The organism is Leifsonia sp. Ger2509, assembly GCF_055231915.1.
Map to the genome: position 1 here is coordinate 422,707 of NZ_JBUYVB010000003.1, position 25,802 is coordinate 448,508.

The window sequence follows — 25,802 nt, forward strand, 5'->3', positions numbered from 1 at the left end:
CGTCACCCCAGGGTCGTCCCGAACAGCAGGCCGAGCAGGTAGGTCGCGGCGGCGGCGCCGTAGCCGATCCCGAGCTGGCGCAGAGCGCGGCGCAGGGGCGGCCCGCCGGACAGCAGCCCGACGACCGCACCGGTCGACAGGAGCACGATTCCGACGAGCGCCGCAGCGACGAGGACCGCGGTCGTACCCTGCAGACCGAACAGGTAGGGGAGCACCGGAACGAGCGCACCGGATGCGAAGAAGCAGAAGCTCGAGATCGCCGCACTCCACGCGGTCCCGATCGTTTCGTGCGCGTCGACGGTCTCCTCGTCCGCGGATCCGGCGTCCGGATCGACGGTGAAGTCGCGGAGGACTTCCGTCGCGTGCGCGGCCGCCTCGTCGGCGCCCATTCCGCGCGCCCGGTAGACCAGTGTGAGCTCGTTCGCGTCGACGTCGAGGTCGGGAAGTGCTGTGCGCGTCTGGGGATTCGGTGTGGATGCTTCGAGCAGTTCCCGCTGCGACCGGACGGAGACGTATTCCCCGGCTCCCATCGACAGTGCGCCCGCGAGAAGCCCGGACAGTCCGGTGAGGAGCACGACATGGGTGGGGACGCCGCTCGCGCTGATTCCGAGGACGAGTGCGAGGTTGCTGACCAGGCCGTCGTTGGCGCCGAAGACGGCGGCCCGGAAGGTGCCGGAGAGGCGGTTTCGTCCCCGTGCGGCCAGCGCACGCACGACCTCTTCGTGGATCTGTTCGTCCGCAGCCATCGAGGCGGTCGCATCCGAGTCGGCGGCGTATGGCGAACGGGCTTCCGCCCGCTGGGCGAGAGCCAGCACGAAGACCGACCCGAATCGGCGGGCGAGGAAGCCGAGGATCCGCGTGCGGAGATCGCCACGCAGCGGTTTACCGGCGCGGTCGCCCAGTAGGGCGAGCCAGTGCGCTTCGTGCCGGCCTTCGGCCTCGGCGAGAGCGAGCAGGATGTCCTTCTCCTCTCCACTGCGCCGTCCGGCGAGGTCCCGGTAGACGGCGGCCTCCGCGCGTTCGTCAGCGAGGTACTGGCGCCACCGTTTGATATCGCCGGCGCTCGGTTCACGTGGGGGAGCGGCGGACGGGTTGGCCGGTGTGGTCTGTGGGTTCATGTCGTTCCTTCGGTCTCGACCGAAGCACGGTGGGTCCGACGCTTCGGCCATAGCAAGAGGACGCGTTTCGCGTCGTCGATTGTTGTGTGGCCGAAGGTCTCGTTCGCCCGATTCGCGGGTGGTGCACCGGGCTGTCACAGCCAGTATGTCGACACACCGCCGCCGGATTCTCGCGGAACCGGCAGGAACTACTCCCCTTCTCGTCCCATTCTACCGGACGGAGCGGACGCGGCTTCGGCGGCCCGCACGAACCGGTCGCCCCACGATCGGGCACGGTCGGCGAATCCGGGTGGCGAGATCACCGTAAAGTCCGCGTCGACCACGCCGAGGGCGAACAGGGCCCAGTCGTAGCCGTCCGACGTCATCCGCGAGCGGGTCGTGTTCTGGTCGACCGGTTCGGACCGCGCCCATTGGCCGATCGCGGCATCGACATGGGCGATCGGCGCCTGGATCAGGACGTCGATCTCAACCGGCTCCGGCGCAAGGCTGCCGAGTGATTCACGAACGAACGCGGCCGCGTCCTCTGCCGGAAGGCTGCGCGGCCGGAAGCGCGATCCTGTCTGGTGCGGTTCGCTGACCCGGTCAAGTCGGAAGCTGCGCCAATCGAACCTGGTCAGGTCGTAGGCGACCAGGTACCAACGCCGCCCGACGGAGACGAGCCGGTGCGGTTCCACCCGCCGCCGACTGGCTTGTCCGTCACGGGCGACGTAGGCGAACTCGAGGCGTTCCTCGTCGCGACAGGCCTGTGCGACGGCTGTGAGCACATCCTGGTCGACGGTCGGGCCGGGGCGGAGGGTTCCCACCATCGTGACGGACCTGAGCGCATCCACACGCCTGCGGAGCCTCGGGGGCATCACTTGCACGACCTTGGTGAGCGCACGCACGGAAGCGTCTTCGATTCCCGCAATGCCTCCCTGGGCCGCGGTGCGCAGCCCGACGGCGAGCGCGACGGCTTCCTCGTCATCGACCACGAGAGGGGGAAGGGACGCTCCCGCGGCGAGCTGGTACCCGCCGTCGACGCCCCGTGACGCATCGACCGGGTAGCCGAGCTCCCGCAGTCGGTCGACGTCCCGGCGGAGCGTGCGTACGGATACTTCGAGCCTCTCGGCGAGCTCCGGACCCGGCCAATAGCGATGGGTCTGCAGCAGCGAGAGCAGTTGCAACGTGCGCGATCCGGTGGTGGCCATGCGTCCAGTCTGACGTCGATTGCGGCCAGCAATTGGCCGCAATCGGATCCTACCGCCGCTAGTGGATCACGGTCCCGACACTTCCGAGCCCGCCGTCCCGCGGCGTCGCCTCGAGCGCGTGCGCACCGGGGCGCGACAGCGTCAGCACGGCCCCGGTGATGTACGGGCTCTTCTCGAGCTCACGCTCGATGGCGTCGAGCTCTGCCGCGACGTCCGATTCCGGGTCATCGCCCGAGAGGTCCACCGCGGCGACGAGGTCGAACTGCTCCGGTCCGACGAATTCGAGGTGCAGGTAGGTCACCTTCTCGATCTCGTCGCGCTCGAGCAGTGCTGCGAGAACGGTGTCGGTGATCGCATCCGATGCGGGCTCACCGATGAGGAAACGCCGGTTGCGGTCGATGAGGATGATCGCCACGACGCCGAGGAGGATCCCGACCAGGATCGAGCCGACCGCGTCGAACACCGCGTTGCCCGTCAGCTGGTGGGTGAGCACGCCGGCGAAGGCGATCACGAGACCGATGAGTGCTGCGGCATCTTCCGCGAAGACGGCACGCAGGGTGGTGTTGGATGTGACGAGCACGTGCTCGAGCGTCCCGGCCCCGCGTGCACCGGCCATCCGCCTGGCCTGAAGGTACGACTGGGCGAACGAGATCCCCTCGAAGACGAACGAGACAGCGAGCACGACGTAGGCGATGCCGAAATTGCTGCCGGGCACGGTGCTGGTGAGCTCGGCGATGCCGTGCATGATCGAGAAGACGGCACCGGCGGTGAAAAGGCCGAAAGCCGCGATCAGCGACCACACGTACGCTTCGCGTCCGTAGCCGACCGGATGCGCGGAATCCCGCGGTCGTGCCGACCTCCGCTCGGCCAGCAGCAGGAAGATCTCGTTCCCCGCATCCGCCCACGAGTGCGCCGATTCGGCGACCATCGACGCGGAGCCGGTCACGATGGCCGCGATGGTCTTCGCAGCGGCGACGAGCACATTCGCGCCGAACGCAATTATCACGGTGCGCAGGCTCCCCGCCTGGCGCTTGCCGGTGACCTGATCGGGCGCTGCAGTCATGTCGCACACAGTAGCCCCACGCCCCGACTCGTGCGACGCGCCCGGAGCGAACAGGGCTTCCCTCCGCCAGCAACTAACCTGAGGACATGTCAGCTACCTGGGTGCGGACCGCGCTCGTCGTCGAGGATCACGCGCTGATGCGCGCGCTCGTCTCGGATGCGCTCACGCACGCAGGTTTCGAGGTTCATGCACGTTCGTCGGCGGCCGCTGCCGTCGCGGACTTCGACCGGATCGATCCGGATGTGCTGATCACGGACGTCGAGCTGGGGGAGCGCCCGAACGGACTCGAGTTGGCAACGATCCTCCACGCCAGGGCTCCGCACACCGCGGTGGTCTTCCTGACGAACCACCCCCGTGCCGCCGCGTGGACCGGCCCAACGGGCATCCCCGGCGCCTCGTTCATCAACAAGTCGGCGATCGGATCGGTCGACGAACTCGTGGAGGTCGTCGAGGCGACGCTCGCCGAGCGGCCGGTCACCGTGGACGCCGAGCATTCCGAGGCCGAGAAGCTCATCGGAGCACTCAGCAGGACCCAGCTCGACACGCTCCGTCGCATCGCGCTCGGCTGGTCGAACATGGAGATCGCACGCCAGCGAGAGACGAGCGTGCGCGCCCTGGAACGCACGGTCACGCGGACCTACGAGGCGCTGGGCCTCGCCAACGACACATCGATGACGCCGCGGGTCGCAGCGACGAACATGTACGTCCGCGTCTTCGGCGTCCCGACGGACGCGGAGGAGACGGCACCGGAGCAGCACTCGGCATGACGGGTCGCTATCCCTGGATCGCGCGAGCCTTCGGTGACAACGCGATCACGATCTGGTCGTGGCTGCTGACCCTGCCGTTCGCCGTGACGGTGATGGCTGGATACGAGTTCCTCCGGGCCGGGCAGCCCGCGGATCGCGCGTTCCTGGTCGCCCTGGTCGCCCATCTGCTTCTCGGGGGCGTCCTGCTCGTGTCGCGGCTCACGATCCTGCGACCGGGGCGGGGCCGCCATCGCGCCATGACCACACTGCTCCTCTTCGCGGCGATCGGTGTGGCGCGCCCGCTTCTTGCGGTCTCGCTCGCGCCGCTGCTGGGGATCGAGGTCACACAGGGTGACGTGATCTCCCGGGTCACGATCAACGTGGTGAGCGCGATCGTGATGCTGCCGCTCATCGCGGTGGTGGTCGACGTCCTCCGTGAGCACGGCGAGGTCCAGCGACGGCTGATCGCAGCGCGGACCGCCGTCGAGAAGCGCCGGGCGGATGCGGACAGCCAGGTCGACGGGCTCCGTCTGGAATTCGCCGCGACCGTCTCCGACCGGATCGACGCGGCGATGAGCGCCGCCGGCCGCGACCTCGCCGCGGCGGACGCGGCCCTGCTGCTGCGGAGGATCTCCGACGATGTCGTGCGTCCGATGAGCCACGAGCTGTTCCGGGATGCGGAATCGGCGGATGCGGGGAACCCCGGCCCGACGTCGAGTGGTATCGATGCCGAGGCGGACCTCGATCCGGGACGTCCTGTCCGCATCGGTGTTCGATTCCGTCGCATTGCAGGTGGGCTCCAACCCGATCCTCCGATCGTGATCACGCTCGTCTACCTGATCCTGGTCTTCCCGCACTTCCTCACAACGTACGGGCTCGCTGTGACCGTCATCCAGACGCCTGTCATCGGCGGCATCTACCTCGCAGGCAATGCCGCAACATACGCCGTCGGTTCGCGCATCCAGCCAGCGGTGTGGAGGATCCTCGCGATCGTCGCCTGTTACACCGGCGTGGCCGTCCTCGCGGCGCTGCAGAACGCCACTGCACTCCACATCTTCGGCTACGCAGCCGAGTTCTACTGGGCCGAAGTCGCAAGCTACCCGTTCGTCGCAGTCACGATCGCGGTCATCCGCTCGGTCTCCGTCCAGCTGCACGCCGACGAGGATGCCCTTGCCGCGTCTCTTCGCGAGCGTGTCCGGCTCGCGAGCCGTTCGCAGCGCCGCCTCGCGGATATGCGCCTCCGTCTCTCCCACGTGCTGCACGCGACAGTCCAGGCCGAGCTGATCGCGGCATCGCTCGGACTGCGCGCTTCGACCGACGGAAGGGGAACTCTGGGCGTCGAGGGCGCATCCGTGGTCGTTGCGAGGACTGTCGCGGATGTCAAACGCGAGCTGTTCTCGGCCGCAGCCGGGCCCACGCTGTCCGCCCGGAAGACGGTTGAAGGAATCCTGTCGCTGTGGGGGACGGCCCTGCGAATCGATGTGGAAGCCACCAGCGCGGTCTGGACTGCCCTCGACGAGGATCCCGCACGCGCCGCTGCCGTCGTCGACGCGCTCTCGGAAGGACTCACGAACGCTGTACGCCACGGTCGCGGGGACGCGGTGTCGGTGGGCCTTCGTCACGACGCACTGAGAGACGCCGTGGTGGTCGAGCTCCGTTCGGAGGGAACCCTCGCTGATAACCGGCACACAGAGGGTGGCATCGGTCTTGCGACTCTTCGCCGAACCGCGTCGGATGTGAGCATCCACACGGAGGACGAGCAGGTCGTCCTCACCGTCGTTCTCGCCTGAACCCCAACCTTCCTGGCAGGTGAACGGACAGCTCGGCCTCGGCGTCGGCACCTCGCGCTGTGTGTCGCATCAACCGACCATCGGCGCGTCCGCGTCGGTGGTCCTTTGTAGCCTCGAAGAGAACACCGGGGCCGCCATCTTCACGACCCGAACGTGAAGAGCCGGCCTCGGATTCTTTCTGTGCGAGCGTCGCAGGGGGATGCCCACAGAACAAATGCCCCGATCAGTCGACCGGGGCATTTGTTCTGTTACTACTGTCTCAACACAGTGTGTCCGAGGGGGGACTTGAACCCCCACGCCCTATACGGGCACTAGCACCTCAAGCTAGCGCGTCTGCCATTTCCGCCACCCGGACAGGTGAATCAGCCGCTGACGAATCAGCCGCCGACGTAAGACCTTAGCACGAAAATCGGCGCCCGTTCGTCGCGGTGGTGGGCCCCCGGACGGCACCGATAGCGTTGGGGCATGATGAGCGCGACCGACGACCCGACACTCGACGAAACGGCGATCATCGCCCGCGACCTGATCCGCTTCGACACGACGAACTACGGCGAGGGCCGGTCGAACGGCGAGAGCGAAGCGGCGGCCTATGTCGCGGCCAGGCTGGAGGCGATCGGTCTCCGGACGCAGTCGTTCGATTCCGATCCGGGGCGCACGAGCGTCGTGGCACGGGTCGAGGGCCGCGATCGGTCGAAGCCTGCGCTCGTCGTGCACGGCCACCTCGATGTCGTGCCTGCAGACCCGCGCAACTGGACGGTCGACCCGTTCGGCGGAGTCATCAAAGACGGGATGCTGTGGGGACGCGGCGCGGTCGACATGAAGAACATGGACGCGATGATCATCGCCGCACTCGGTGACATCCTCGGCTCGGGTCGGCAGCCGGCCCGCGACCTGGTGGTCGCGTTCTTCGCCGACGAGGAGGACGGTGGCCGTCGAGGATCGCACCACCTCGTCGAGCACCACCCCGAGCTGTTCGCGGGCGCCACAGAGGCGATCAGCGAAGTCGGCGGATACTCGATCGAGCTCGACGGCCGCCGCGCCTACCTGATGCAGACAGGGGAGAAGTCGCTCGTGTGGATCAAGCTGGTCGCGCGGGGGCGCGCGGCTCACGGATCCCGTCTCATCCGTGACAATGCGATCACGAGGCTCGCCGAAGCCGTGGTCGCGATCGGACGCAGACAGTGGCCGATCCAGCTCACGGCGACGACGACGCAGCTTCTCGCGGAGCTCGCGCGACTGCTCGACGTCGACCCTGAGCGCGTCGGGCCGGACGAGCTGGTGCTCCGCACGGGCACCGCATCCGGCTTCATCCTGGCCACGCTGCGCACGACGACGAACCCGACGCTGCTCAACGCGGGTTACAAGCACAACGTGATCCCGGACACTGCTGAGGCACTCATCGACATCAGGACGCTCCCCGGCGAGGAGGACGTTGTGCTCGACCAGGTGCGTGACCTCGTCGGACCCGAGATCGAGATCCAGGTCATGCACAGGGATGTCGGCCTGGAGGCGGCCTTCGACGGTCCGCTCATCGACGCCATCGTCGACACACTCGACGCCCACGACCCCGGTGCACCGGTGCTTCCGTACCTGCTGTCGGGCGGCACCGACAACAAGGCACTCAGCCTGATCGGCATCACCGGCTACGGGTTCGCGCCCCTTCGACTGCCACCGGAACTCGATTTTCCGGGGATGTTCCACGGCGTCGACGAGCGTGTGCCACTCGACGCGCTAGTGTTTGGCAGGACCGTCCTCCGGGACCTCCTCCTGAACTACTGAGCACAGCATCACGCCGCGCCTGCCTCGGAAAGACGCACATGAATTTCATCAACGCCCTGATCCTCGGTTTCGTGCAGGGACTCACCGAGTTCCTTCCCGTATCGTCGAGCGCGCACATCCGCATCGTCGGTGAGCTCCTCGGCACGGGCGCGGACCCGGGTGCACGGTTCACCGCGATCATCCAGCTGGGCACCGAGACCGCGGTGCTCATCTACTTCTGGAAGGACATCGTCCGGATCGTGAGCCGGTGGTTCCGGTCGCTGTTCGGGCGCGTGCCACGTGACGATCCGGATGCGCGGATGGGCTGGCTGGTCATCGTGGGCTCCATCCCGATCGTCGTTCTCGGCGTCCTCTTCCAGAACCAGATCGAGACGACGCTCCGCTCCCTCTGGATCGTGGCGGCAACGCTCATCATCTTCGGCATCCTGCTCGGAGTCGCCGACGCCGTGGGGGCGAAGACGCGGCGCCTGAAGGAACTCACCTGGGGTCACGGCATCATCTTCGGGTTCGCGCAGGCACTCGCGCTGATCCCCGGCGTGTCCCGGTCGGGCGGAACGATCACCGCTGGTCTGTTCATGGGCTACCAGCGTCGCGCTGCCGCCCGGTACTCGTTCCTGCTCGCACTGCCTGCGGTGTTCGGCAGCGGCTTCTTCCAGCTGTACAAGTCAATCAAGGAGCCCTGCGTCGCCGCGGCCACCAATTGCACGCCCGAGGTGTTCGGGCCGCTCGAGACGGCTGCCGCGACCGTGGTGGCCTTCGCCGTCGGCCTGCTGGTCATCGCGTTCTTCATGGGCTACATCTCACGACACAGCTTCCTGCCCTTCGTGATCTACCGCATCGTCGTCGGAGTGCTGCTGATCGTGCTGCTCTCGACGGGCGTGCTGGCCGCCTAGACACCTTCCGAGCGCGGGACGAGGCGATTCGCCAGGGCCGCACCCGGGGGACCCTCAACTGCGCCAGGGTTCGTCCGGGCGACCGCCGGCCTGGCCGTCGCGCCCGTCGCCGCGCCGACGCAGGTAGCGCTCGAACTCCTGCGCGATCGCTTCACCGCTGGCTTCCGGCGAGTCGACGGTGTCGCGCGCCTGCTCGAGCTGCTGGATGTACTGGGCCATCTCGTCGTCATCGGCGGCGAGCGCGTCGATGCCCGCCTCCCAGGCTGCGGCCTCTTCGACGAGGTTGCCGCGGGGGATCGTGACGTCGACGAGCTCTTCGAGTTTGTCGATCAGGGCGAGCATCGCCTTCGGACTCGGCGCGTTGTGCACGTAGTGGGGGACCGAGGCCCAGATGGAGACGGTAGGGATGCCGACGGCTTCCGCGCCTTCGGCGATCGCGCTCAGGATGCCGACCGGGCCTTCGTAGGTCGACCGCTCGATCTGCAGCTCGCTTCGCACGGCCGCGTTCTCGCTGGAGGCGAAGATGGAGATGGGCCTGGTGTGCGGGACGTCGGCGAGCATCGCGCCGAGGAAGACGATCGCAGTGATGTCCGCGGCGAGCGCGGCGTCGAGGATCTCCGCGGTGAAGCTCTTCCAGCTGCGCGAAGGCTCCGTGCCGAGCAGCAGGTAGATGTTGCCGACGTTGTTGCCGCTGACCTGGAGGTTCGCATCGTCCGCGAGTCCCGGGGCCGTCTCGCCGGGGCGGACGGGGCCGTACATCACCGCGGAGGGCCACTCCAGCCGGCGTCGACCGTCGTCGTCGGTGACGACGGTCGGCCGGTTGAACTGGAAGTCGAAGTAGAGCTCTGGATCGACCTCGGCGATGGGCACGACCTCGAGGACGTCCTGGAGGGTCCTGACCGCTCCGCTCGCTGCCTCTCCTGCGTCGTTCCACCCCTCGAACGCAACGACCAGCAGCCGGCCGCCGAGGAAGTTCATGCCCTGTGCCACTATCCAGGTACCCCGTTCCGTCGCGGCGACCGTGCGGCCGCCATCCTTCAAGGATAGGCCCGGGGCGCCCGGACTAGACTTGGACCCCGTGACCTCCCTGACTCCACCCTCCCTCCCCGCTGCCGTTCTCTGGGATATGGATGGGACCCTCGTCGACACCGAGCCGTACTGGATGGCGGCAGAAGTCGAACTCGTGGCGTCGTTCGGGCAGGTCTGGACCCATGACGACGGGCTCGCCCTCGTCGGCCAGGGCCTGTGGATATCCGCCGACATCCTGAGGTCGCGCGGTGTTGACCTGGAACCCGACGAGATCGTCTCACGGCTGACCGACCGCGTCCAGAACCAGCTCAAAGAGGTCGGTGTGCCGTGGCGGCCGGGCGCGAGGGAGTTGCTCGCGGAGTGTCGCGAACGCGGTGTCCCGACGGCCCTGGTCACGATGTCGGTCCGCCGTATGGCCGAGCAGGTCGTGTCGAGCATCCCCTTCGATGCCTTCGATGTCGTGGTGAGCGGTGACGAGGTCGCCGAACCCAAGCCGCATCCGGAGGCCTACCTGAAAGCGGCGGAACTGCTCGGTGTCGATCCGCGCCAGTGCGTCGCGATCGAGGATTCGGTGGCAGGACTGGCGTCGGCCGTCGCCTCAGGAGCCACCACGATCGGGGTCCCACACATCATTCCGCTCCCGGACACCGACGAGCACGTCCTCTGGACGACGCTTGCGGGTCGCACGGTCGACGACCTCGTCGAACTGGCGACGGCCCGGACGGCCGCGCTGTGAACGCGTCGGAGCTCCCGCAGAGCAGCGGTCCGTTCCGCGCGGGCGATCGCGTGCAGCTGACGGGCCCCAAGGGCAAGCTGAACACCATCACGCTGGAGCCCGGCAAGGTCTTCCATACGCACCGGGGCGTGCTGGCGCACGATGCGATCATCGGGCTTCCCGACGGATCGGTCGTCACGAACAATGTCGGCGTCGAGCATCTGGCGCTGCGCCCGCTCCTCAACGACTTCGTCATGTCGATGCCGCGCGGAGCCGCGATCATCTATCCGAAGGACGCGGCACAGATCCTCGCCCTCGCGGACATCTTCCCCGGTGCGACCGTGGTGGAGGCCGGAGTCGGATCGGGCGCGCTGTCGTTGTGGCTGCTGCGAGCGATCGGCCCGGCAGGCACGCTGCGGTCGTTCGAGCGCCGCGACGAGTTCGCGGAGGTCGCGCGCGGGAACGTCGCGACGTTCCTGGGACGCGACCCCGACAACTGGTCGGTCACGGTCGGCGACCTCCAGGACACCCTCCCGCAGACGGTTCCCGCCGAGTCGGTAGACCGGGTCGTGCTCGACATGCTCGCCCCCTGGGAGTGCCTGGATGCGGTCACGGAGGCGCTGAAGCCCGGCGGGGTCGTGCTCTGCTACGTCGCCACGGTCACCCAGCTGTCGCGCGTCGCCGAGGCGATCCGCGCATCCGGGCAGTACACGCACCCGCAGTCGAACGAGACGATGGTCCGCGGCTGGCACGTCGAAGGACTGGCGGTGCGCCCCGACCACCGGATGATCGGCCACACCGGGTTCCTGGTCACCGCCCGTCGGCTGGCTCCCGGAACGATTCTGCCCGAGCTCAAGCGCCGCCCGTCGAAGAGCGACTACAGCGACGAAGATGTCGAAGCCTGGACGCCCGGGGCGCTCGGCGAACGGCAGGTCAGCCCGAAGAGCCTGCGCAAGCGGGTGCGCGCGGCCGGCACGGGAGCCGAGCTCTCGAAAGCGCGAAACCTTGCAGGGGATGCCGGCCACGCCGGCTCCTCCCAGCCCGGCTCCGAGGTCGAGACCGGCGCGGACACGGGCGCGCAGGGCGCACCTGACTCCATCAACTAGCATGGGATGCCGGAGGCCAGCCCTCCCCGCTCCCGTCGATCGCACCGAAAGAGGACTCGTGCACCGCGCATCCGCTCTGTTCGTAGCCGCAGGACTGCTCCTTGTCACGCTCACGGCGTGCTCGTCCGACCCGAACGCCAACTGCGACACGGCGCTGAAGTCGGGGAGTGCCTCCGACGTCGTCCACGTCTCCGGCAAGTTCGGCGAGCACCCGATGGTCACGTTCCCCACCCCGGTTCGCACGTCGACGTCGCAGCGGACCACCGTGATCGAGGGCACCGGCCCGGCGATCCACAAAGGCCAGCAGGTCGTCGTCGACTTCATGATCTACAACGGCACGGACGGCAAGCTGCTTCAGACGACGCAGTACGGCGGGTCCTCCGGGTCCTCCCTCGTGGTCGGCCAGACGATCCCCGGTCTCGACAAGGGCCTGCAGTGCGCGACGGTCGGATCCCGGCTCGCCATCGCGGTCTCCCCGAAGGACGGACTCGGCTCGAGCGCCTCGAGCGCAGGTGTCAAACCGACCGACACGGTCGTGATCGTGGTCGACGTGAACAAAGCTTACCTCCCGGCCGCGAACGGCACACCGCAGGCGGGCCGGCCCGGCCTCCCGACCGTCGTCATCGCCCCGGGCGGGCGCCCGGGCGTCACCGTGCCGACCATCGCACCGCCGACCTCGCTCGAAGTCGCTGTCAACAAGCAGGGCGATGGCAAGACCGTCACGAAGTCCGACACCGTGGTGATCCACTACACCGGCGTGCTCTGGAAGGAGCGCACGGTCTTCGACAGCACGTGGGACACGGGCACTCCGGCCACCCTGCAGATGTCGTCGGGCCAGACGGCCTCCGGCACCTCGCTTCCCCGCGGGCTCGTCGAGGGCCTCGTGGGTCAGAAGGTCGGCTCTCAGGTGACGATCATCGTTCCGCCGAGCAAGGCGTTCGGCGCCCAGGGCAGTGGACCGGTGCCGCAGAACGCGACGCTGGTCTATGTCGTCGACATCCTCGGCATCGTCTAGCCGATTCCGCGTCCCTGGCCGCCCGCGGCCTTAGGATGAAGGGGTGCCTTCCTCGTCTTCCTCGCGTCCGCGCGTGCCGGTCGAAGAACGCCTCTTCAGCCTCGTGCTCGCCCTGCTCGCCACCGAGACAGGACTGACGAAGAGCGAGATCCTGTCGACCGTGCAGGGGTATCGCCAGCGCTATTCGTCGTCGGGCGACAACGCCAGTCTCGAGCGTCAGTTCGAGCGCGACAAAGACGACATCCGCGAACTCGGCGTTCCACTCGAAACGGTCGAGTCCCCGGGTGACGCGGGCAACAACCAGACCCTGCGCTACCGCATTCCGAAAGGCGCATACGACCTCCCGCCCGACGTGGTGTTCTCTGCGGAGGAGATCACTCTGCTGGGACTGGCAGCGACGGTCTGGCGGGAGGGTTCCCTCTCGGCGGAGTCCCGCCGAGCGATCATGAAGCTCCGCTCGCTCGGGGTCGAGTCCGACGAGCCCATCCTGGGCTACGCGCCACGGCTGAGGGTCCGCGAAAGCGCCTTCGAGCCGCTGAGCGTCGCGCTCGAACGCCGCACGATCGTGCGGTTCCCGTACCTGAAGCCCGGCGAGTCCGCATCCAGGCTCCGCACGGTCGCACCGCTCGCACTCATCCAGCACCAGGGCCGGTGGCACCTCCACGGCACCGACCAGGACGCGAACGGACCGCGAACGTTCCTCCTGTCGCGCATGGTCGGACCGGTCACGCCCACGAACCGCACGTTCGAGCCTGTCGGCACCGACTTCGCGGCTCACGCGCTCGACGAACTCGAACGGATCTGGCGGAGCAACCGCGCCGAGATCGAGGTGGTGCCCGATTCCGATGCGGCGACCAGGTTGAACAAGCGTTACGGCGGCGCGCCGGGCAACACGCGACTGTCGGTGAACTACTCGGACCTGAACATCATCGCGGATGAGCTCGCCAGCTACGGCCCGGAGATCGTCGTTCTGTCCCCACCGCACCTGCGCGAGCGGGTCAGGGCCCGACTGGCCGCGACGGTCGCGGCTCACGCTGATGCCCACACCGGCGCCGCCGCGCGCGGCGACAGGAGCGCCGCCGCCGAGGGGGGATCCGATGGCTGACCGTCGCCGGCCGATGCAGGCGCAGGACAAGCTCGCCTTCCTCCTCGCACTCGTGCCGTACCTGATGGATCGGGACCGCGTCAGCGTTTCGGAGGCGGCGGAGCACTTCGGCGTCGAGAAGTCCCAACTCCGCGAGGCCGTCCGCCTGATCGCTGTCTCGGGCGTGCCGGGGGAGACCAGCTCCTACCAGCACGGCGACCTCTTCGACATCGCTTGGGACGACTTCGAAGAGAACGACCAGATCGTGCTGACCCACCTGGTCGCGATCGACGATTCTCCACGGTTCTCGGCGCGGGAGGCCGCGGCCCTGATCGCCGGGCTCCAGTACCTGTCCGCTCTTCCGGAGAACGCGGACCGGGATGTGATCGGCTCGCTGATGGCGAAACTGGCGCGCGGTGCATCCGCGGTCCCGAGCCAGGTGGCCGTGGCCGGGTCGGAGACCGACGAGTCCCTCCAACTGATCCGCGACGCCGTCGCCGACGGCACGCAACTCGAGTTCGTCTACCTCAACTCGCGCGGCGAACACGAACGCCGCCGGGTCGATCCGCTGCGCATCGAGTCCGTGGATCAGGACTGGTACCTGCGCGGCTGGTGCCACCTGCGCAAGGCGATCCGGACGTTCCGCCTCGACCGCATCAGCGACCTCCACGCGACGGATGAGCCGATCACATACCGGCCCGCCGATGTCACGCTGCCGGAGACGTTGTTCGAGGGCTCGCCGGACGACCTCATCGTCGATATCCAGGTCTCGGCCTCGGCCCTGCCGCTCATCGCGGACTACATCCCCGAGGGCGCCGACCTCGCCGACGACGGCACGTTCGTGCGCACCAACGTCAGGGTCGCCCATTACCACGGCCTCAAACGGCTCGTCGGCGGCCTGTCCGGGATGGTGACAGTCCTGGGGCCCCCCGAAGCCCGTGCCGCCGTCGCCGAGTGGGCGGCAGCGGGAGCAGCCCGTTACGAATGACTCCGCCCACTCGCATGGCGCGTGTCCCGTAGACTCGCTGGCATGCCGTGGTGGTCCTGGGTCGTCATCTGGGTGGTGCTGGTTCTCGCACTGCTCGGGATGCTCGTTCTGTTCGGCGTAAGCCTGTTCCGTAAATCGATGGCCGCCCTCGACGAACTGGGACGGCTCGCCGACAAAACGGAGGTGCTCCAGCGGCGTGCCGAGGAACTCGGCGAGGAACGCCTCGCACCCGCGGTCTTCGCGGACGCCGGAGAGCTTCGGGCGGCGCGCGAGCAGGATCTCTATGACCGTGAGCGCCGTCGGCAAGCTCGCAGGGATTCACTGGTGAAGCGGGGTAAACTTCTCGTAAAAGCGGATCCGCAACAGTTTTCGCATCTGACCAGAAGGACCTGATTCCATGTTCGGCAATCTCACTGGATGGCACCTGCTCATCATCCTCGCCGTCATCCTGCTGCTGTTCGGTGCGCCGAAGCTTCCCGGACTCGCGAAGAGCCTCGGCCAGTCCATGCGAATCTTCCGCGGCGAGGTCAAGGCGATGAAGGACGACGACGCCGCAGCCGGCACCACGACGGCTACCGATGGCACCGCCACCCCCACCGACGCTTCCGTCCCGCGTCCCGCTTCGACCTCGACCGAGCCGCACCCGAAACCCTAGGTCGTGGCCTCCTCCGTCAAGCGAGGCAAGAACCGCGAAGGCCGCATGACGTTCGGCGAGCACTTCGTCGAGCTTCGCAAACGTCTTTTCCGTTCGGCACTGGGACTTCTGGCCGGGTCGATCGCTGGGTGGTTTCTGGCTGGTTGGGTCCTCGACGCGCTGCGCGAGCCGATCGTGCAGATCGCGAAGCAGCAGGGTCGGCTCGCCGAACTGAACTACGACAACATCACGGGTGCGTTCGACCTGAAGATGCAGATCGCCGTGACGATCGGGATCGTCATCTCGAGTCCGATCTGGCTCTATCAGTTGTGGGCGTTCCTCGTTCCGGCGCTCAACCGAAAGGAGCTCAAGTACGGTCTGGGCTTCTTCTTCACAGCGGTTCCTCTGTTCTTCGCCGGGTGTGCGGCCGGCTGGTTCGTGGTTCCGCACATCGTGCAGTTGCTGACGAGCTTCGCGCCCAGCCAGGACACCGCGTTCATCCAGGCGAAGGACTATTTCGACTTCGTCCTGAAACTGGTGGTCGCGATCGGCGTGGCCTTCGTGCTCCCGGTCTTCCTCGTCCTCCTCAACTTCGTGGGCGTGCTGAGCGCGAAATCGATCATGCGGTCGTGGCGCTGGGCGCTGCTGGTGATCATCCTCTTCACAGCGATCGCTACGCCGTCGGCCGACATCGTCTCGATGTTCCTTCTCGCCATCCCGATGGTCCTGCTCTATTTCGCAGCCGCAGGCGTGTCCTGGCTGCACGACCGGCGGGTCGCGCGCGCTGCGATACGCCTCGAATCCGAGCTCGCCACCTGATCGGACCGGCGAGGCGTTCCCCGCAGGCCGGCCGCCATCCGGAAGGGGCACCTAAGCTGGGATCGTGACCGACCAGCTCTCCCCGGCCGAGCGTTACGCTGCGTCGCGGACGCGCGCCACGCTGCCGAAGCTCGAAGCGTTCCGCGACCGGCTGCGATTCGAACTCGACCCCTTCCAGCGGGAGGCGTGCGCGAGCCTGGAGAACGGACGCAGCGTGCTCGTCGCCGCTCCGACCGGCGCGGGCAAGACGATCGTCGCCGAGTTCGCCGTGTTCCTCGCGATGCAGGAGCCGCACGAGAAGGTGTTCTACACCGCGCCGATGAAGGCCCTGAGCAACCAGAAGTTCCAGGAACTCGTCGGCGAGTACGGGCCGGAGAGCGTCGGGCTGCTGACCGGGGACACGAACATCAACTCGCACGCCAGGATCGTCGTGATGACAACGGAGGTCCTGCGCAACATGCTTTACGCGGACTCCGATCTGCTGACCGATCTCGCGTATGTCGTCATGGACGAAGTGCACTATCTCGCCGACCGGTTCAGGGGGGCCGTGTGGGAGGAGGTCATCATCCATCTCCCGCAGTCCGTGCGCATGGTGTCGCTGAGCGCGACAGTGTCGAACGCGGAGGAGTTCGGCGACTGGCTGCAGGCGGTCCGCGGAGAGACGGATGTCGTGGTCTCCGAGGAGCGCCCGGTGCCGCTCGAGCAGCACATCCTGATGCGCACGAAGCTCATCGACCTCTTCGATTCGTCCGGCCTGGCCGCGACGAATCGTGTGAATCCGGAACTCGTGCAGATGGCCAGGTACGGCGGGCGCACGCTGAGCTCGCGGCAGATGAAGGATGTGGGCCGCTACCACTCGAGGGGAGGCCGCCCGGAGTCATTCAGGATGGACCGCGCCGACCTCGTCGATCTGCTTCAGGAACGCAACCTCCTTCCCGCGATCTTCTTCATCTTCAGCCGGGTAGGCTGCGACCAGGCGGTTCGCCAGGTGCTGCGGGCGGGCGTTCGGCTGACCGAGGCGCACGAACGCGACGAAATCCGGGCGATCGTGGAGGAACGCTGCCGCACGCTGCTCGACGAGGACCTCGCGGTCCTCGGCTACTGGGAGTGGCTCGAAGGTCTCGAACGCGGGGTGGCAGCGCACCACGCCGGTCTGCTTCCTGCCTTCAAGGAGGTCGTCGAGGAACTCTTCCGCCGCAAGCTCGTCAAGGTCGTCTTCGCCACGGAGACCCTGGCCCTCGGAATCAACATGCCGGCGCGCACCGTAGTGCTCGAGAAGCTCGAGAAGTTCAACGGCGAGGCTCGTGTTCCGATCACCCCGGGGGAGTATACCCAGCTGACCGGCCGCGCGGGTCGCCGCGGAATCGACGTCGAGGGGCACTCGGTCATCCAGTGGCAGGACGGGCTGGACCCGCAGTCCGTCGCGTCGCTCGCATCCCGCCGAAGCTACCCGCTCAACTCGAGTTTTCGGCCGACCTACAACATGGCCGTCAACCTCATCGATCAGTTCGGCCGCGAGCGAACGCGTGAGATCCTCGAGTCGTCGTTCGCCCAGTTCCAGGCGGACCGCGCGGTCGTCGATCTGGCCCGCAAAGTGCGCCAGCAGGAGGAGTCGCTCGCCGGCTACGAGCAGGCGATGAGTTGCCACCTCGGCGACTTCCGCGAGTATTCGGCGATCCGACGCCAGCTCAGTGACCTGGAGCGGCAGGGAGCGCGCCTCGACGGGATGAGCCGGGGAGAGCGGGAGAAGCGCCAGCGCCAGCTGAACGCGCTTCGCAAGCGGATGAAGGACCATCCGTGTCACCGCTGCCCCGAGCGCGAGCAGCACGCGCGTTGGGCGGAACGGTGGTGGAAGCTGAAGCGGGAGACGGATGCGCTCAGTCAGCAGATCCGTTCCCGCACGGGCGCGGTCGCGAAGGTCTTCGATCGCGTCACCGACGTTCTCGTCGATCGCGGCTATCTCAGCATCGACGATGACGGCGGAACGTCACTGACCGTGCATGGCGCGACGCTGAAGCGGATCTACGGCGAGCGGGACCTGCTCGTCGCCGAGTGCCTCCGCCGCAACGTGTGGAACCAGCTCGACGCTCCGAGTCTTGCTGCGATGGCGTGCGCCCTCGTCTTCGAACCGCGGCGCGATGAAGGGCTGGTCTCCGACCGTTACCTGCCCAAGGGCGCGTTCCGCCCGGCGCTGGAGAAGACCACCGAACTCTGGAGCATCCTCGACGACCTCGAGCGCGACCACCGTCTGCCGGGCAGCGAGCCGATCTCGACCGGCCTGTCGCTGGCGATGCACGGCTGGGCCCGTGGGGGAAGTCTCAACAAGGTCCTCGAGGATGCGGACATGGCTGCCGGCGACTTCGTGCGCTGGACGAAGCAGACGATCGATCTTCTCGACCAGTTGTCCCTGGTCGCCCAGGGACCTGTCGGCCGCACCGCACGCCAGGCGCTCGAGTCGATCCGCCGCGGCATCGTGGCGTACTCATCCGTTGCCTAGGCGGCTATCGGCGCGCACCCACACGCATGCCCTAAGCTCTCACGACGTGAGTCCTGCCCTTCGTGCGCCGCTGCCCCTGTGGCTGGCGTTGATCGTCGCTGCCGGTGCAGGACCCGTGCTCGATGCAGGGTTCCCCGACCGCGACTGGTGGCCGCTGGCGTTCGTCGGTGTCGCGATGATCCTCTGGAGCCTGCGGGGGCGGAGCACGCGTAGCTCCCTCCTGGTCGGCTTCGTCGCGGGAGTCTCGTTCTATCTCTTCCACGTGCAATGGACGGCGCTCTACCTGGGACCCGTGCCCTGGATCGCGCTCTCGGTCCTAGAAGCGCTGTTCTTCGCCCTCGGCTCCCTTCTGATCACGCTGGCCTACCGCTGGGTCCCTGTCGCCTGGCCATCGAAGCTCGGCAGGCTGGGGCTCCTCCCAGTCGTCGTGGCCGGGCTCTGGACCGCCCGCGAATTTCTCGTCGGCAACTGGCCGTACGGCGGCTTCTCCTGGGGGCGCGTTGCGGAGTCGCAGTCGCAGAGTCCGTTCGCACCGCTGGTCGCGTGGTTCGGGATGTCCGGTCTCACGTTCGTCATCGTGTGGCTGGTGGCGCTGGCACTGGAGTGCGTCTTCACGGCGGATGTCCGCCGGGCCTGGCGGGTCTCCTTCGCCGTCGGTGCGATAGCCCTCGTGCTGGTCATTCCTGCGTGGCCGGCGACGACGCACGGGACGACCAGGATCGCTGCGGTCCAAGGCAACGGTCCCGCCGGCTACTTCGACGACGCTGCCCCTGGGGACGTGATGGCGACCCAGGTATCCGCCACGGAGAAGATCATCGACGAAAAGGCCGACATGGTCGTCTGGCCCGAGGGCGCGGCCGACATCGACCCCACGCGGGACCAGGACTCGGCGAACACGATCGACGATCTCGCTACGCGGATGAACGCGCCGTTCGTCGTCGGTACGATCACCTATCGCAACCGCGAGTACTTCAACACGTCGCTCCTGTGGGAGCCGGGCAAGGGCGTCACCGACTACTACGACAAGAAGCACCCGGTGCCGTTCGGCGAGTACGTGCCGGACCGCGCGTTCTGGCGGATGTTCGCGCCCTCGCTGATCGACCTGATCGGCCGCGACTACACCCCGGGCACCCGCGACAACGTGTTCGACATCAACGGAGTGAAAGCCGGTATCTCGATCTGCTTCGACATCGTGGACGACCAATTGCTCACGGACATGATGAACGGCGGGGCGCAGGTCATCCTCGCGCAGACCAACAACGCGGACTTCGGACGCACGGATGAGAACGTGCAGCAGCTCGCGATCGCCCGGCTCCGCGCAATCGAGGCCGGCCGCTCGCTCGTGAACATCTCGACCGTCGGGAGCAGCCAGATCATCGACCCGTCGGGCCGCACGATCGCGAGCATCCCCGCGTACCAGGCCGGCTCGATGATCTCCGACGTGCCGCTCGGCACGTCGACGACGCCGGCGACGCTCCTCAGCCGCGGGATCGAGGTGCTCGTCTCGGGGCTGGGCCTCGCGGCCCTGGTCATCGCGTTCTTCGCGGTGCGGACCAGACGCACCGGACGCTTGCGATCGACGAACGGGATCGCGACCCCGGACACGGAAAAAGCCGCCTCACACGCGGTGTGAAGCGGCTTCGTCGGTCAGGCGAGCAGTGCTCGACGCGTCATGCGCCGATCTTGTGCTCGCCACGGCGTGCGCGCAGGTAGGTGAGACGCTCCTCGAGCAGCTCTTCGAGCTCGGCGCGGGTCCGGCGCTCGAGCAGCATGTCCCAGTGGCTTCGGGGGGTCTTCGAGTCAGAACGGTCGACGACCACGGGCTCGTTGCCGACGAGCAGGATCGCTTCGTGGCCGCAGTGCTTGCACTCCCACGTCTCCGGCGCTTCGGCCTCAGCCGAGAAGATGACCTCGGACTCCTTGCCGCACTGTGCGCACAGGTAGGTGTAACGGGAACGCGGGGAGTAGACGACGCCTTCTTCGCTCTGTAAGCTCTGGGCGCCAAGTCTCATTCCGCGCAAACTGCGATCTGCCATTGTGTGGTCTCCTTCTCGCGATGCATCCTCAGTTATAAACCGTCAAGCTGGGTTTTCTCTTTCCGTTTGCGAGTTCTTCCCAGCAGGCTCTCAGATACGCGAGTCCACGACCCCTTTCAGCAGGTCGCAGCGATCGGTGACGATGCCGTCGACACCGAGATCGAGAAGGCGATTCATGTCGGCAGGATCGTTCACCGTCCAGACGTGGACTTCGCGTCCTGCGGCGTGGATCGCATCCACGAAGCGCCGGGTGACGACCCTGAACCGCCCGGATCTCTCGGGCACCTGGACGGCGACGAGACCATCCAGCGACCGCCGGACGACAGGAGCGATTCCCAGCTTTCCTCCGAGGACGGAGGCGAGGACCCGGCTGACAGAGGCACTGCTCGCGACGCCGGGGAGGGCATCCGCCGTGCGCCGCCTGCGGGCCTCGTCGAACGAGGTGATGAGCACGCGCCGGGTCGCGCGGGCGGCTCGGATGGCTGCGACGGCTGGTTTCTCGGCCTCGTCGACCTTGATGTCGATGTTGAAACGCGCCTGGGGAAACGTGTCGAGAGCGTCGGCGAGCGAGACGAAACTCTGCCCGGCACCCAGGTCGATCCGGCGGAGCTCGGACATCCGCAGCTGGCCGACGGCGACGTCGCGGTCGACCACGCGTTTCAGATCCGGATCGTGACTGATCACGGCGACGCCGTCGGCACTCGCGTGAACATCCGTCTCGAGGTGCGTCGCGCCCGCGTTCAATGCGGAGAGGAAGGCGAGCAGAGTGTTCTCGGGCGCCGTGAGCGCGAGACCGCGGTGGGCGATCACCCGGGGATACGACGTGGAGAAGAAGTCGCCCTCGTATCCCTGGAGCTGCGGACGAGACGGGCTAGGCATCCGTTCCGGACGCCCCGGGCGCCGCGGTCTCCGGCGATGCCGGTGTCGATGGAGCGCTCGGAGTAGCAGGTACCGGTGCCGCCGATGCCGGGGGAGCCGCGAGGGACGACATGGCCGGCGGTGCAGGCGGCGCCGGGTCCGGTCCTGCGCCCCCCTTCTCGCCGAACGCCTTGCCGATGCCCTGGAGCGCCTCGGTCAGCTCGCTGGGGATGATCCACAGCTTGTTCGCGGCGCCCTCGGCCAGCTTGGGAAGCGTCTGCAGGTACTGGTAGGCGAGCAGCAGGTTGTCCGGCCGACCCTCGTGGATCGCGCCGAACACGGTGGTAATCGCCTTCGCCTCGCCCTCCGCCTTCAGGACAGCCGCTTTGGCGTAACCCTCAGCACTGAGGATCGCGGCCTGCCGCAGGCCTTCGGCGTTGAGGATCTCGGACTGCTTGTTTCCTTCGGCCGTGAGGATCACCGCGCGCCGGTCACGCTCGGCGCGCATCTGCTTCTCCATCGAGTCCTGGATCGAGATGGGGGGATCGATCGCTTTCAGCTCGACGCGCGATACTCGGATGCCCCATTTGCCGGTGGCTTCGTCGAGGACGATACGCAGCTGGCCGTTGATCTCATCGCGCGAGGTCAGTGCTTCCTCGAGGTTGAGTCCGCCGACCACGTTACGGAGCGTCGTCGTGGTGAGCTGTTCGACGGCGCCCAGGTAGTTGGCGATCTCGTAGGTCGCGGCCCGTGCATCCGTGACCTGGAAGTAGACGACGGTGTCGATCGAGACGACCAGGTTGTCCTCGGTGATCACCGGCTGCGGCGGGAACGAGACGACTTGCTCACGCATGTCGAGCAGCGGGCGGACCCGGTCGACGAAGGGCACGACGATGTTCAGCCCGGGCAGAAGGGTCTTGTGGTACTTGCCCAGCCGCTCGACGACCCCTGCAGTCGCCTGGGGGATGATCCGGATCGACCTGAACAGCGCAACCAGCACGAAGATCGCGATGACCGCAACGACCACGAACACCACGATCTGAACCACGAATTGGGTGGCGTTGCTCAATGGACGCTCCTTTCAGCAGGTGCGACGACGGCCGTCGCCCCTTCTATTGCTACGACGGTGACGTGCTGACCGGGGACGACATCCGGCGTCCCCGGGGCGGTGCGGGCCGTCCAGGTCTCGCCGACGGCGAGCTTCACCTGGCCACCGGCGGGGGTGACGGTCGAGACGACCGTTCCCGACATTCCGATCAGCGCATCCACCAGCGTCTTCGCCGGATCTCCGCCGCGCTTCAGCACGCGGAGGAGCGGAGGCCTGATGGTGAAGATGAGGAGGACGCTCAGCACGGCGGCGATGATGAGCTGAAGCCACCATTGCGCGCCGAAAAGGCCACTGATCAGGCCGCCGACGCTGCCGATCGCCAGCATGAGGAAGACGAGATCGACGGTGAGCATCTCGATGATCACGAAGATCAGGATGAGAACGAGCCAGACGATCCAGGTGTATTCGTCCATCAGCGCTCCCTTCTACGGATGATCCGACGCTATCAGTTCCGGAGGCGCGGAGACGGAACCCACTTGGTAGTCTCAGGGAGGAAAATCCCGCCATCGCGGGCAGTCGTTCGATCCCTAGGAGTGCTCCGTGTCCAACCCGCTCGCCCCCGGCTCCCTCGACGGCAGACGCGTCCTGGTCACAGGCTCGTCCCGCGGGATCGGCGCCGACACCGTGCGCTACTTCGCCGAGGCCGGCGCACGCGTCGTCATCAACTTCCGCAACAAGGAAGCCCGAGCGGTGAAGCTCGCCGACGCGATCCGCGAGGCCGGCGGAACCGCGGTCACGGTCGGTGCGGATCTGACCGATGCCGCATCCGTCGCCGCCATGTTCCAGACCGTCGAGGACGAGCTCGGCGGCCTCGACATCCTGGTGCTCAACGCGTCGGGAGGCATGGAGTCCGGCATGGCCGCCGACTACGCGATGCAGCTCAACCGCGACGCGCAGGTGAACGTGCTGACCGCGGCCCTTCCGCTGCTCGGGGCAGGATCGCGCATCGTCTTCGTCACGAGCCACCAGGCGCACTTCATCCGTACGACGCCGACGATGCCCGAGTACGAGCCCGTCGCGCTCAGCAAGCGGGCCGGCGAGGATGCGCTGCGCGCGCTCATTCCGTCGCTCACTGAGAAGGGTGTCGAATTCGTCGTCGTCTCGGGCGACATGATCGAGGGCACCATCACGGCCACGCTGCTCGAGCGGGCGAACCCCGGCGCGATCAGCGCACGCAAGGACGCGGCGGGCAAGCTCTACAACGTCGGCGAGTTCGCCGCGGAGGTCGCATCGGCGGCGGTCGACCCCGTGCCGGAATCGCACACCCGCTACGTCGGCGACACCTCCGATTTCGTGCCGGTGGATGATGAAAGCAACTGATCTCGACCTGCTCACCGGGGTCTCGGCCCCGACCATCCACCCGAACGGCGGGCGCGCGGTCGTGTCGGTGACTCGTCCGGACCTCGGAGCCGACGCCTATGTCGGTCAGCTCTGGACGGTGCAGCTGACCGGGCACGCCGCGCCGAAGCGGTTCACGCGAGGATTCCGCGACACGGCGCCGAAGTTCTCGCCGGACGGAAGGCTTCTCGCGTTCCTGCGCGCGCCCGCCAAGGGTGCGGCCCAGCTCTACGTGGTGGATGCGGCCGGCGGCGAACCCGTCGCCGTCACCGACCGCAAGCTCGGTGTCAGTGAGTTCGCGTGGGCGCCGGACGGGCGGCAGCTCGCCTTCGTCAGCCGGGTTCCGGAGGCCGGGCGATACGGAACCGTGGAGGGCATCGATCCGGCTGCAGAATCACCGAGGCATTTCACGACACTGAAATATCAGTCCAACGGAATCGGTTACATCACGGATCGGCGGGCCCATGTGTTCCTCGTGGCAGTGCCCGACGTCTGGGGCGAGCCGGTCGTCCAGCCTGCCCCGACCGCGGAGGGCGCCCCGGCCGTCGCGCCCGCGGTGGTGGAGCCCACGCAACTGACGACGGGGGAGTGGGACGACTCGTCGATCGACTTCTCGCCGGATGGTCGAACGGTGACCTTCGTCTCTGCCCGTCACAGGAGCGCGGACGACGACCTCCGATCGGACGTCTACGCGCTCCGCCTCGATGGGAGGGGAGCGGAGCCGAAGAACCTGACGGGGGAGTACGGCGATTGGTCCATGCTTGATGCGGCATATGGACTCAACGGCGCACTCTACTTCACTGCGCAGGACGTCGGTCCGACGGGCCGTGACTTCGTTGCGCGGAACGGCGCTCTCTTTATCATCGACCCCGATGGCGGAGCGCCGCGACGGCTGACCGACCCGGAGACACTCGATTTCACGGAGTCAGACATCATCGCCTACGAAGACGATTCCGTCCTCGTGCGCGACCGCAGCCGAGGCGCGCTCCGCCTCCTTGCGGTGAACCAGGCGGGGGAGGTGCGGGAGCTCACCGATCGGAGTCGCGAGATCACCGGTGCCGCCGCAGCTGGAGACACGCTCGTCGTGAGCTTCGCCGACGCCTCGACGAACGGCGATGTGGCCGTCGTCGACGGCAACGGGTCACTGCGCAAGCTCACCGATTTCTCGGCACGGCTGCGCGCGAGCGGAGTCCTGGCCGCTCGTGAACTGACGGTGACCGCCCGCGACGGATACAAGATCCACGGCTGGGTGGTCGCACCGGAGGGCGATGGTCCACATCCGGTTCTCCTGAACATCCACGGCGGTCCGTTCGCCCAGTACTCCGTTCGCGTCTTCGACGAAGCGCAGGTGTATGCAGACGCGGGCTACGCGGTGGTGATGTGCAACCCGCGCGGTTCTGCCGGGTACGGCCAGGAGCACGGCCGCGTCATCCGCCAGAAGATGGGCACCGTCGACCTCACGGATGTTCTCGACTTTCTCGAGGGTGCGCTGGACGAGAACTCGTCGTTCGATCGGGGGCGTCTCGGGATCATGGGCGGCTCGTACGGCGGGTACCTCACCGCATGGGCGACCTCGCACGACCACCGTTTCGCAGCGGCGATCGTCGAGCGTGGCTATCTCGATCCGGAGGCGTTCATCGGCACGAGCGACATCGGCAGCTTCTTCAGCGACGAGTACACCGGAACCGACGTGGAGCGGATGCGCGCACAGAGTCCGCAGGCCCACGTCGACGTGGTGCAGACCCCGACGCTCGTCCTGCACTCGTCCAGCGATCTGCGCTGCCCACTCGGCCAGGCCGAACGGTACTACGCAACGCTGAAACGCAGGGGAGTGGCCGCCGAGCTTCTGGTGTTCCCCGGAGAGGACCACGAGCTGAGCCGCAGCGGGCGGCCGCGCCACCGTCGCGAACGGTTCGACGCCATCCTCGACTGGTGGGCGCGGTACCTGCCCAGTTCGTCGAACGCGGGCTGAATCCTTCTTCCTCGTTCATGATGAAGG

At 67.4% G+C, this 25,802-nt stretch carries 24 protein-coding genes and 1 tRNA gene; 16 read left to right on the forward strand and 9 right to left on the reverse strand.

All coding sequences use genetic code 11. The features are described from left to right. Window positions 1-2: 2 nt before the first annotated feature. The 3 genes from ACV7NN_RS02260 to ACV7NN_RS02270 all read right to left on the reverse strand — a co-directional run bounded on the left by ACV7NN_RS02260 (window position 3) and on the right by ACV7NN_RS02270 (window position 3,368). Window positions 3-1,118, reverse strand: a complete 1,116-nt coding sequence (locus ACV7NN_RS02260) for a VIT1/CCC1 transporter family protein (RefSeq protein WP_463347964.1) — start codon at window positions 1,116-1,118, stop codon at window positions 3-5. A gap of 188 nt (window positions 1,119-1,306) precedes the next feature. Continuing rightward, window positions 1,307-2,305: a helix-turn-helix transcriptional regulator gene (locus tag ACV7NN_RS02265; RefSeq protein ID WP_463347965.1), complete on the reverse strand. Its 999-nt coding sequence runs from the start codon at window positions 2,303-2,305 to the stop codon at window positions 1,307-1,309. A 58-nt stretch (window positions 2,306-2,363) separates the two neighbouring features. Further along, window positions 2,364-3,368, reverse strand: coding sequence for a cation diffusion facilitator family transporter (locus ACV7NN_RS02270; protein WP_463347966.1), 1,005 nt, complete (start codon window positions 3,366-3,368; stop codon window positions 2,364-2,366). 86 nt (window positions 3,369-3,454) lie between these two features. Between ACV7NN_RS02270 and ACV7NN_RS02275 the strand changes: the two genes are divergently transcribed. Beyond that, complete coding sequence (locus ACV7NN_RS02275) at window positions 3,455-4,135, forward strand: response regulator (RefSeq protein ID WP_463347967.1); 681 nt, start codon at window positions 3,455-3,457, stop codon at window positions 4,133-4,135. Further along, window positions 4,132-5,904 (forward strand): sensor histidine kinase, encoded by a 1,773-nt coding sequence (locus ACV7NN_RS02280; protein WP_463347968.1) that lies wholly within the window; start codon window positions 4,132-4,134, stop codon window positions 5,902-5,904. Before ACV7NN_RS02275 ends, ACV7NN_RS02280 begins: the two co-directional genes overlap by 4 nt. Before the next feature lie 270 nt (window positions 5,905-6,174). On the opposite strand, the gene ACV7NN_RS02285 is transcribed toward ACV7NN_RS02280, so the two are convergent. Then, window positions 6,175-6,259: transfer RNA gene (locus ACV7NN_RS02285), tRNA-Leu, on the reverse strand. Between the two features lie 113 nt (window positions 6,260-6,372). On the opposite strand from ACV7NN_RS02285, the gene ACV7NN_RS02290 reads away from it, so the two are divergent. Both ACV7NN_RS02290 and ACV7NN_RS02295 read left to right on the forward strand, forming a co-directional pair. Further along, window positions 6,373-7,683, forward strand: coding sequence for a M20/M25/M40 family metallo-hydrolase (locus ACV7NN_RS02290; protein WP_463351216.1), 1,311 nt, complete (start codon window positions 6,373-6,375; stop codon window positions 7,681-7,683). 38 nt (window positions 7,684-7,721) lie between these two features. Further along, window positions 7,722-8,576 (forward strand): undecaprenyl-diphosphate phosphatase, encoded by an 855-nt coding sequence (locus ACV7NN_RS02295; protein ID WP_463347969.1) that lies wholly within the window; start codon window positions 7,722-7,724, stop codon window positions 8,574-8,576. Window positions 8,577-8,630: 54 nt separating this feature from the next. Here ACV7NN_RS02295 and ACV7NN_RS02300 read toward each other — a convergent pair whose 3' ends face one another. Beyond that, window positions 8,631-9,554, reverse strand: coding sequence for a proteasome assembly chaperone family protein (locus ACV7NN_RS02300; RefSeq protein WP_463347970.1), 924 nt, complete (start codon window positions 9,552-9,554; stop codon window positions 8,631-8,633). A gap of 100 nt (window positions 9,555-9,654) precedes the next feature. Here ACV7NN_RS02300 and ACV7NN_RS02305 point away from each other — a divergent pair, with 100 nt between their 5' ends. The 10 genes from ACV7NN_RS02305 (at window position 9,655) to lnt (ending at window position 20,096) form a co-directional block, all read left to right on the forward strand. After that, entirely contained in the window at window positions 9,655-10,341 is a 687-nt protein-coding gene (locus ACV7NN_RS02305; protein ID WP_463347971.1) for an HAD family hydrolase, read from the forward strand. Further along, window positions 10,338-11,426, forward strand: a complete 1,089-nt coding sequence (locus tag ACV7NN_RS02310) for a tRNA (adenine-N1)-methyltransferase (protein WP_463347972.1) — start codon at window positions 10,338-10,340, stop codon at window positions 11,424-11,426. The genes ACV7NN_RS02305 and ACV7NN_RS02310 overlap by 4 nt, the downstream gene beginning before the upstream one ends. A 58-nt stretch (window positions 11,427-11,484) precedes the next feature. Continuing rightward, window positions 11,485-12,441 (forward strand): FKBP-type peptidyl-prolyl cis-trans isomerase, encoded by a 957-nt coding sequence (locus ACV7NN_RS02315; RefSeq protein ID WP_463347973.1) that lies wholly within the window; start codon window positions 11,485-11,487, stop codon window positions 12,439-12,441. A 43-nt stretch (window positions 12,442-12,484) separates the two neighbouring features. Continuing rightward, window positions 12,485-13,546 carry a helix-turn-helix transcriptional regulator gene (locus tag ACV7NN_RS02320; RefSeq protein ID WP_463347974.1) on the forward strand — a complete coding sequence of 354 codons (1,062 nt, stop codon included), beginning with the start codon at window positions 12,485-12,487 and terminating at the stop codon, window positions 13,544-13,546. Next, a complete protein-coding gene (locus tag ACV7NN_RS02325; protein WP_463347975.1) occupies window positions 13,539-14,513 on the forward strand; it encodes a helix-turn-helix transcriptional regulator in 975 nt (324 codons plus the stop codon). Before ACV7NN_RS02320 ends, ACV7NN_RS02325 begins: the two co-directional genes overlap by 8 nt. 42 nt (window positions 14,514-14,555) lie before the next feature. Further along, window positions 14,556-14,906, forward strand: coding sequence for a hypothetical protein (locus ACV7NN_RS02330; protein ID WP_463347976.1), 351 nt, complete (start codon window positions 14,556-14,558; stop codon window positions 14,904-14,906). A 4-nt stretch (window positions 14,907-14,910) separates the two neighbouring features. Next, complete coding sequence (gene tatA / locus ACV7NN_RS02335) at window positions 14,911-15,168, forward strand: Sec-independent protein translocase subunit TatA (protein WP_463347977.1); 258 nt, start codon at window positions 14,911-14,913, stop codon at window positions 15,166-15,168. A 45-nt stretch (window positions 15,169-15,213) separates the two neighbouring features. Beyond that, complete coding sequence (gene tatC, locus ACV7NN_RS02340; RefSeq protein WP_463351217.1) at window positions 15,214-15,966, forward strand: twin-arginine translocase subunit TatC; 753 nt, start codon at window positions 15,214-15,216, stop codon at window positions 15,964-15,966. Between the two features lie 64 nt (window positions 15,967-16,030). Further along, a complete protein-coding gene (locus tag ACV7NN_RS02345) occupies window positions 16,031-18,463 on the forward strand; it encodes a DEAD/DEAH box helicase (protein WP_463347978.1) in 2,433 nt (810 codons plus the stop codon). A 46-nt stretch (window positions 18,464-18,509) separates the two neighbouring features. Further along, complete coding sequence (gene lnt / locus ACV7NN_RS02350; protein ID WP_463347979.1) at window positions 18,510-20,096, forward strand: apolipoprotein N-acyltransferase; 1,587 nt, start codon at window positions 18,510-18,512, stop codon at window positions 20,094-20,096. Window positions 20,097-20,133: 37 nt separating this feature from the next. Here the strand turns inward: lnt and ACV7NN_RS02355 are convergent, their stop codons facing one another. The 4 genes from ACV7NN_RS02355 to ACV7NN_RS02370 form a co-directional block, all read right to left on the reverse strand. Continuing rightward, window positions 20,134-20,499, reverse strand: a complete 366-nt coding sequence (locus ACV7NN_RS02355) for an RNA polymerase-binding protein RbpA (RefSeq protein WP_463347980.1) — start codon at window positions 20,497-20,499, stop codon at window positions 20,134-20,136. A 90-nt stretch (window positions 20,500-20,589) separates the two neighbouring features. Further along, complete coding sequence (locus ACV7NN_RS02360) at window positions 20,590-21,378, reverse strand: glycerophosphodiester phosphodiesterase family protein (protein WP_463347981.1); 789 nt, start codon at window positions 21,376-21,378, stop codon at window positions 20,590-20,592. Then, a complete protein-coding gene (locus tag ACV7NN_RS02365; protein ID WP_463347982.1) occupies window positions 21,371-22,426 on the reverse strand; it encodes an SPFH domain-containing protein in 1,056 nt (351 codons plus the stop codon). Before ACV7NN_RS02365 ends, ACV7NN_RS02360 begins: the two co-directional genes overlap by 8 nt. Then, window positions 22,423-22,878, reverse strand: coding sequence for an NfeD family protein (locus ACV7NN_RS02370; protein WP_463347983.1), 456 nt, complete (start codon window positions 22,876-22,878; stop codon window positions 22,423-22,425). The genes ACV7NN_RS02365 and ACV7NN_RS02370 overlap by 4 nt, the downstream gene beginning before the upstream one ends. 127 nt (window positions 22,879-23,005) lie before the next feature. Between ACV7NN_RS02370 and ACV7NN_RS02375 the strand changes: the two genes are divergently transcribed. Both ACV7NN_RS02375 and ACV7NN_RS02380 read left to right on the forward strand, forming a co-directional pair. Then, on the forward strand, window positions 23,006-23,785 hold the full coding sequence (locus tag ACV7NN_RS02375) for an SDR family oxidoreductase (RefSeq protein WP_463347984.1): 780 nt from the start codon (window positions 23,006-23,008) through the stop codon (window positions 23,783-23,785). Continuing rightward, window positions 23,772-25,775 (forward strand): S9 family peptidase, encoded by a 2,004-nt coding sequence (locus ACV7NN_RS02380; RefSeq protein ID WP_463347985.1) that lies wholly within the window; start codon window positions 23,772-23,774, stop codon window positions 25,773-25,775. Before ACV7NN_RS02375 ends, ACV7NN_RS02380 begins: the two co-directional genes overlap by 14 nt. The last annotated feature ends 27 nt before the right edge of the window (window positions 25,776-25,802 follow it).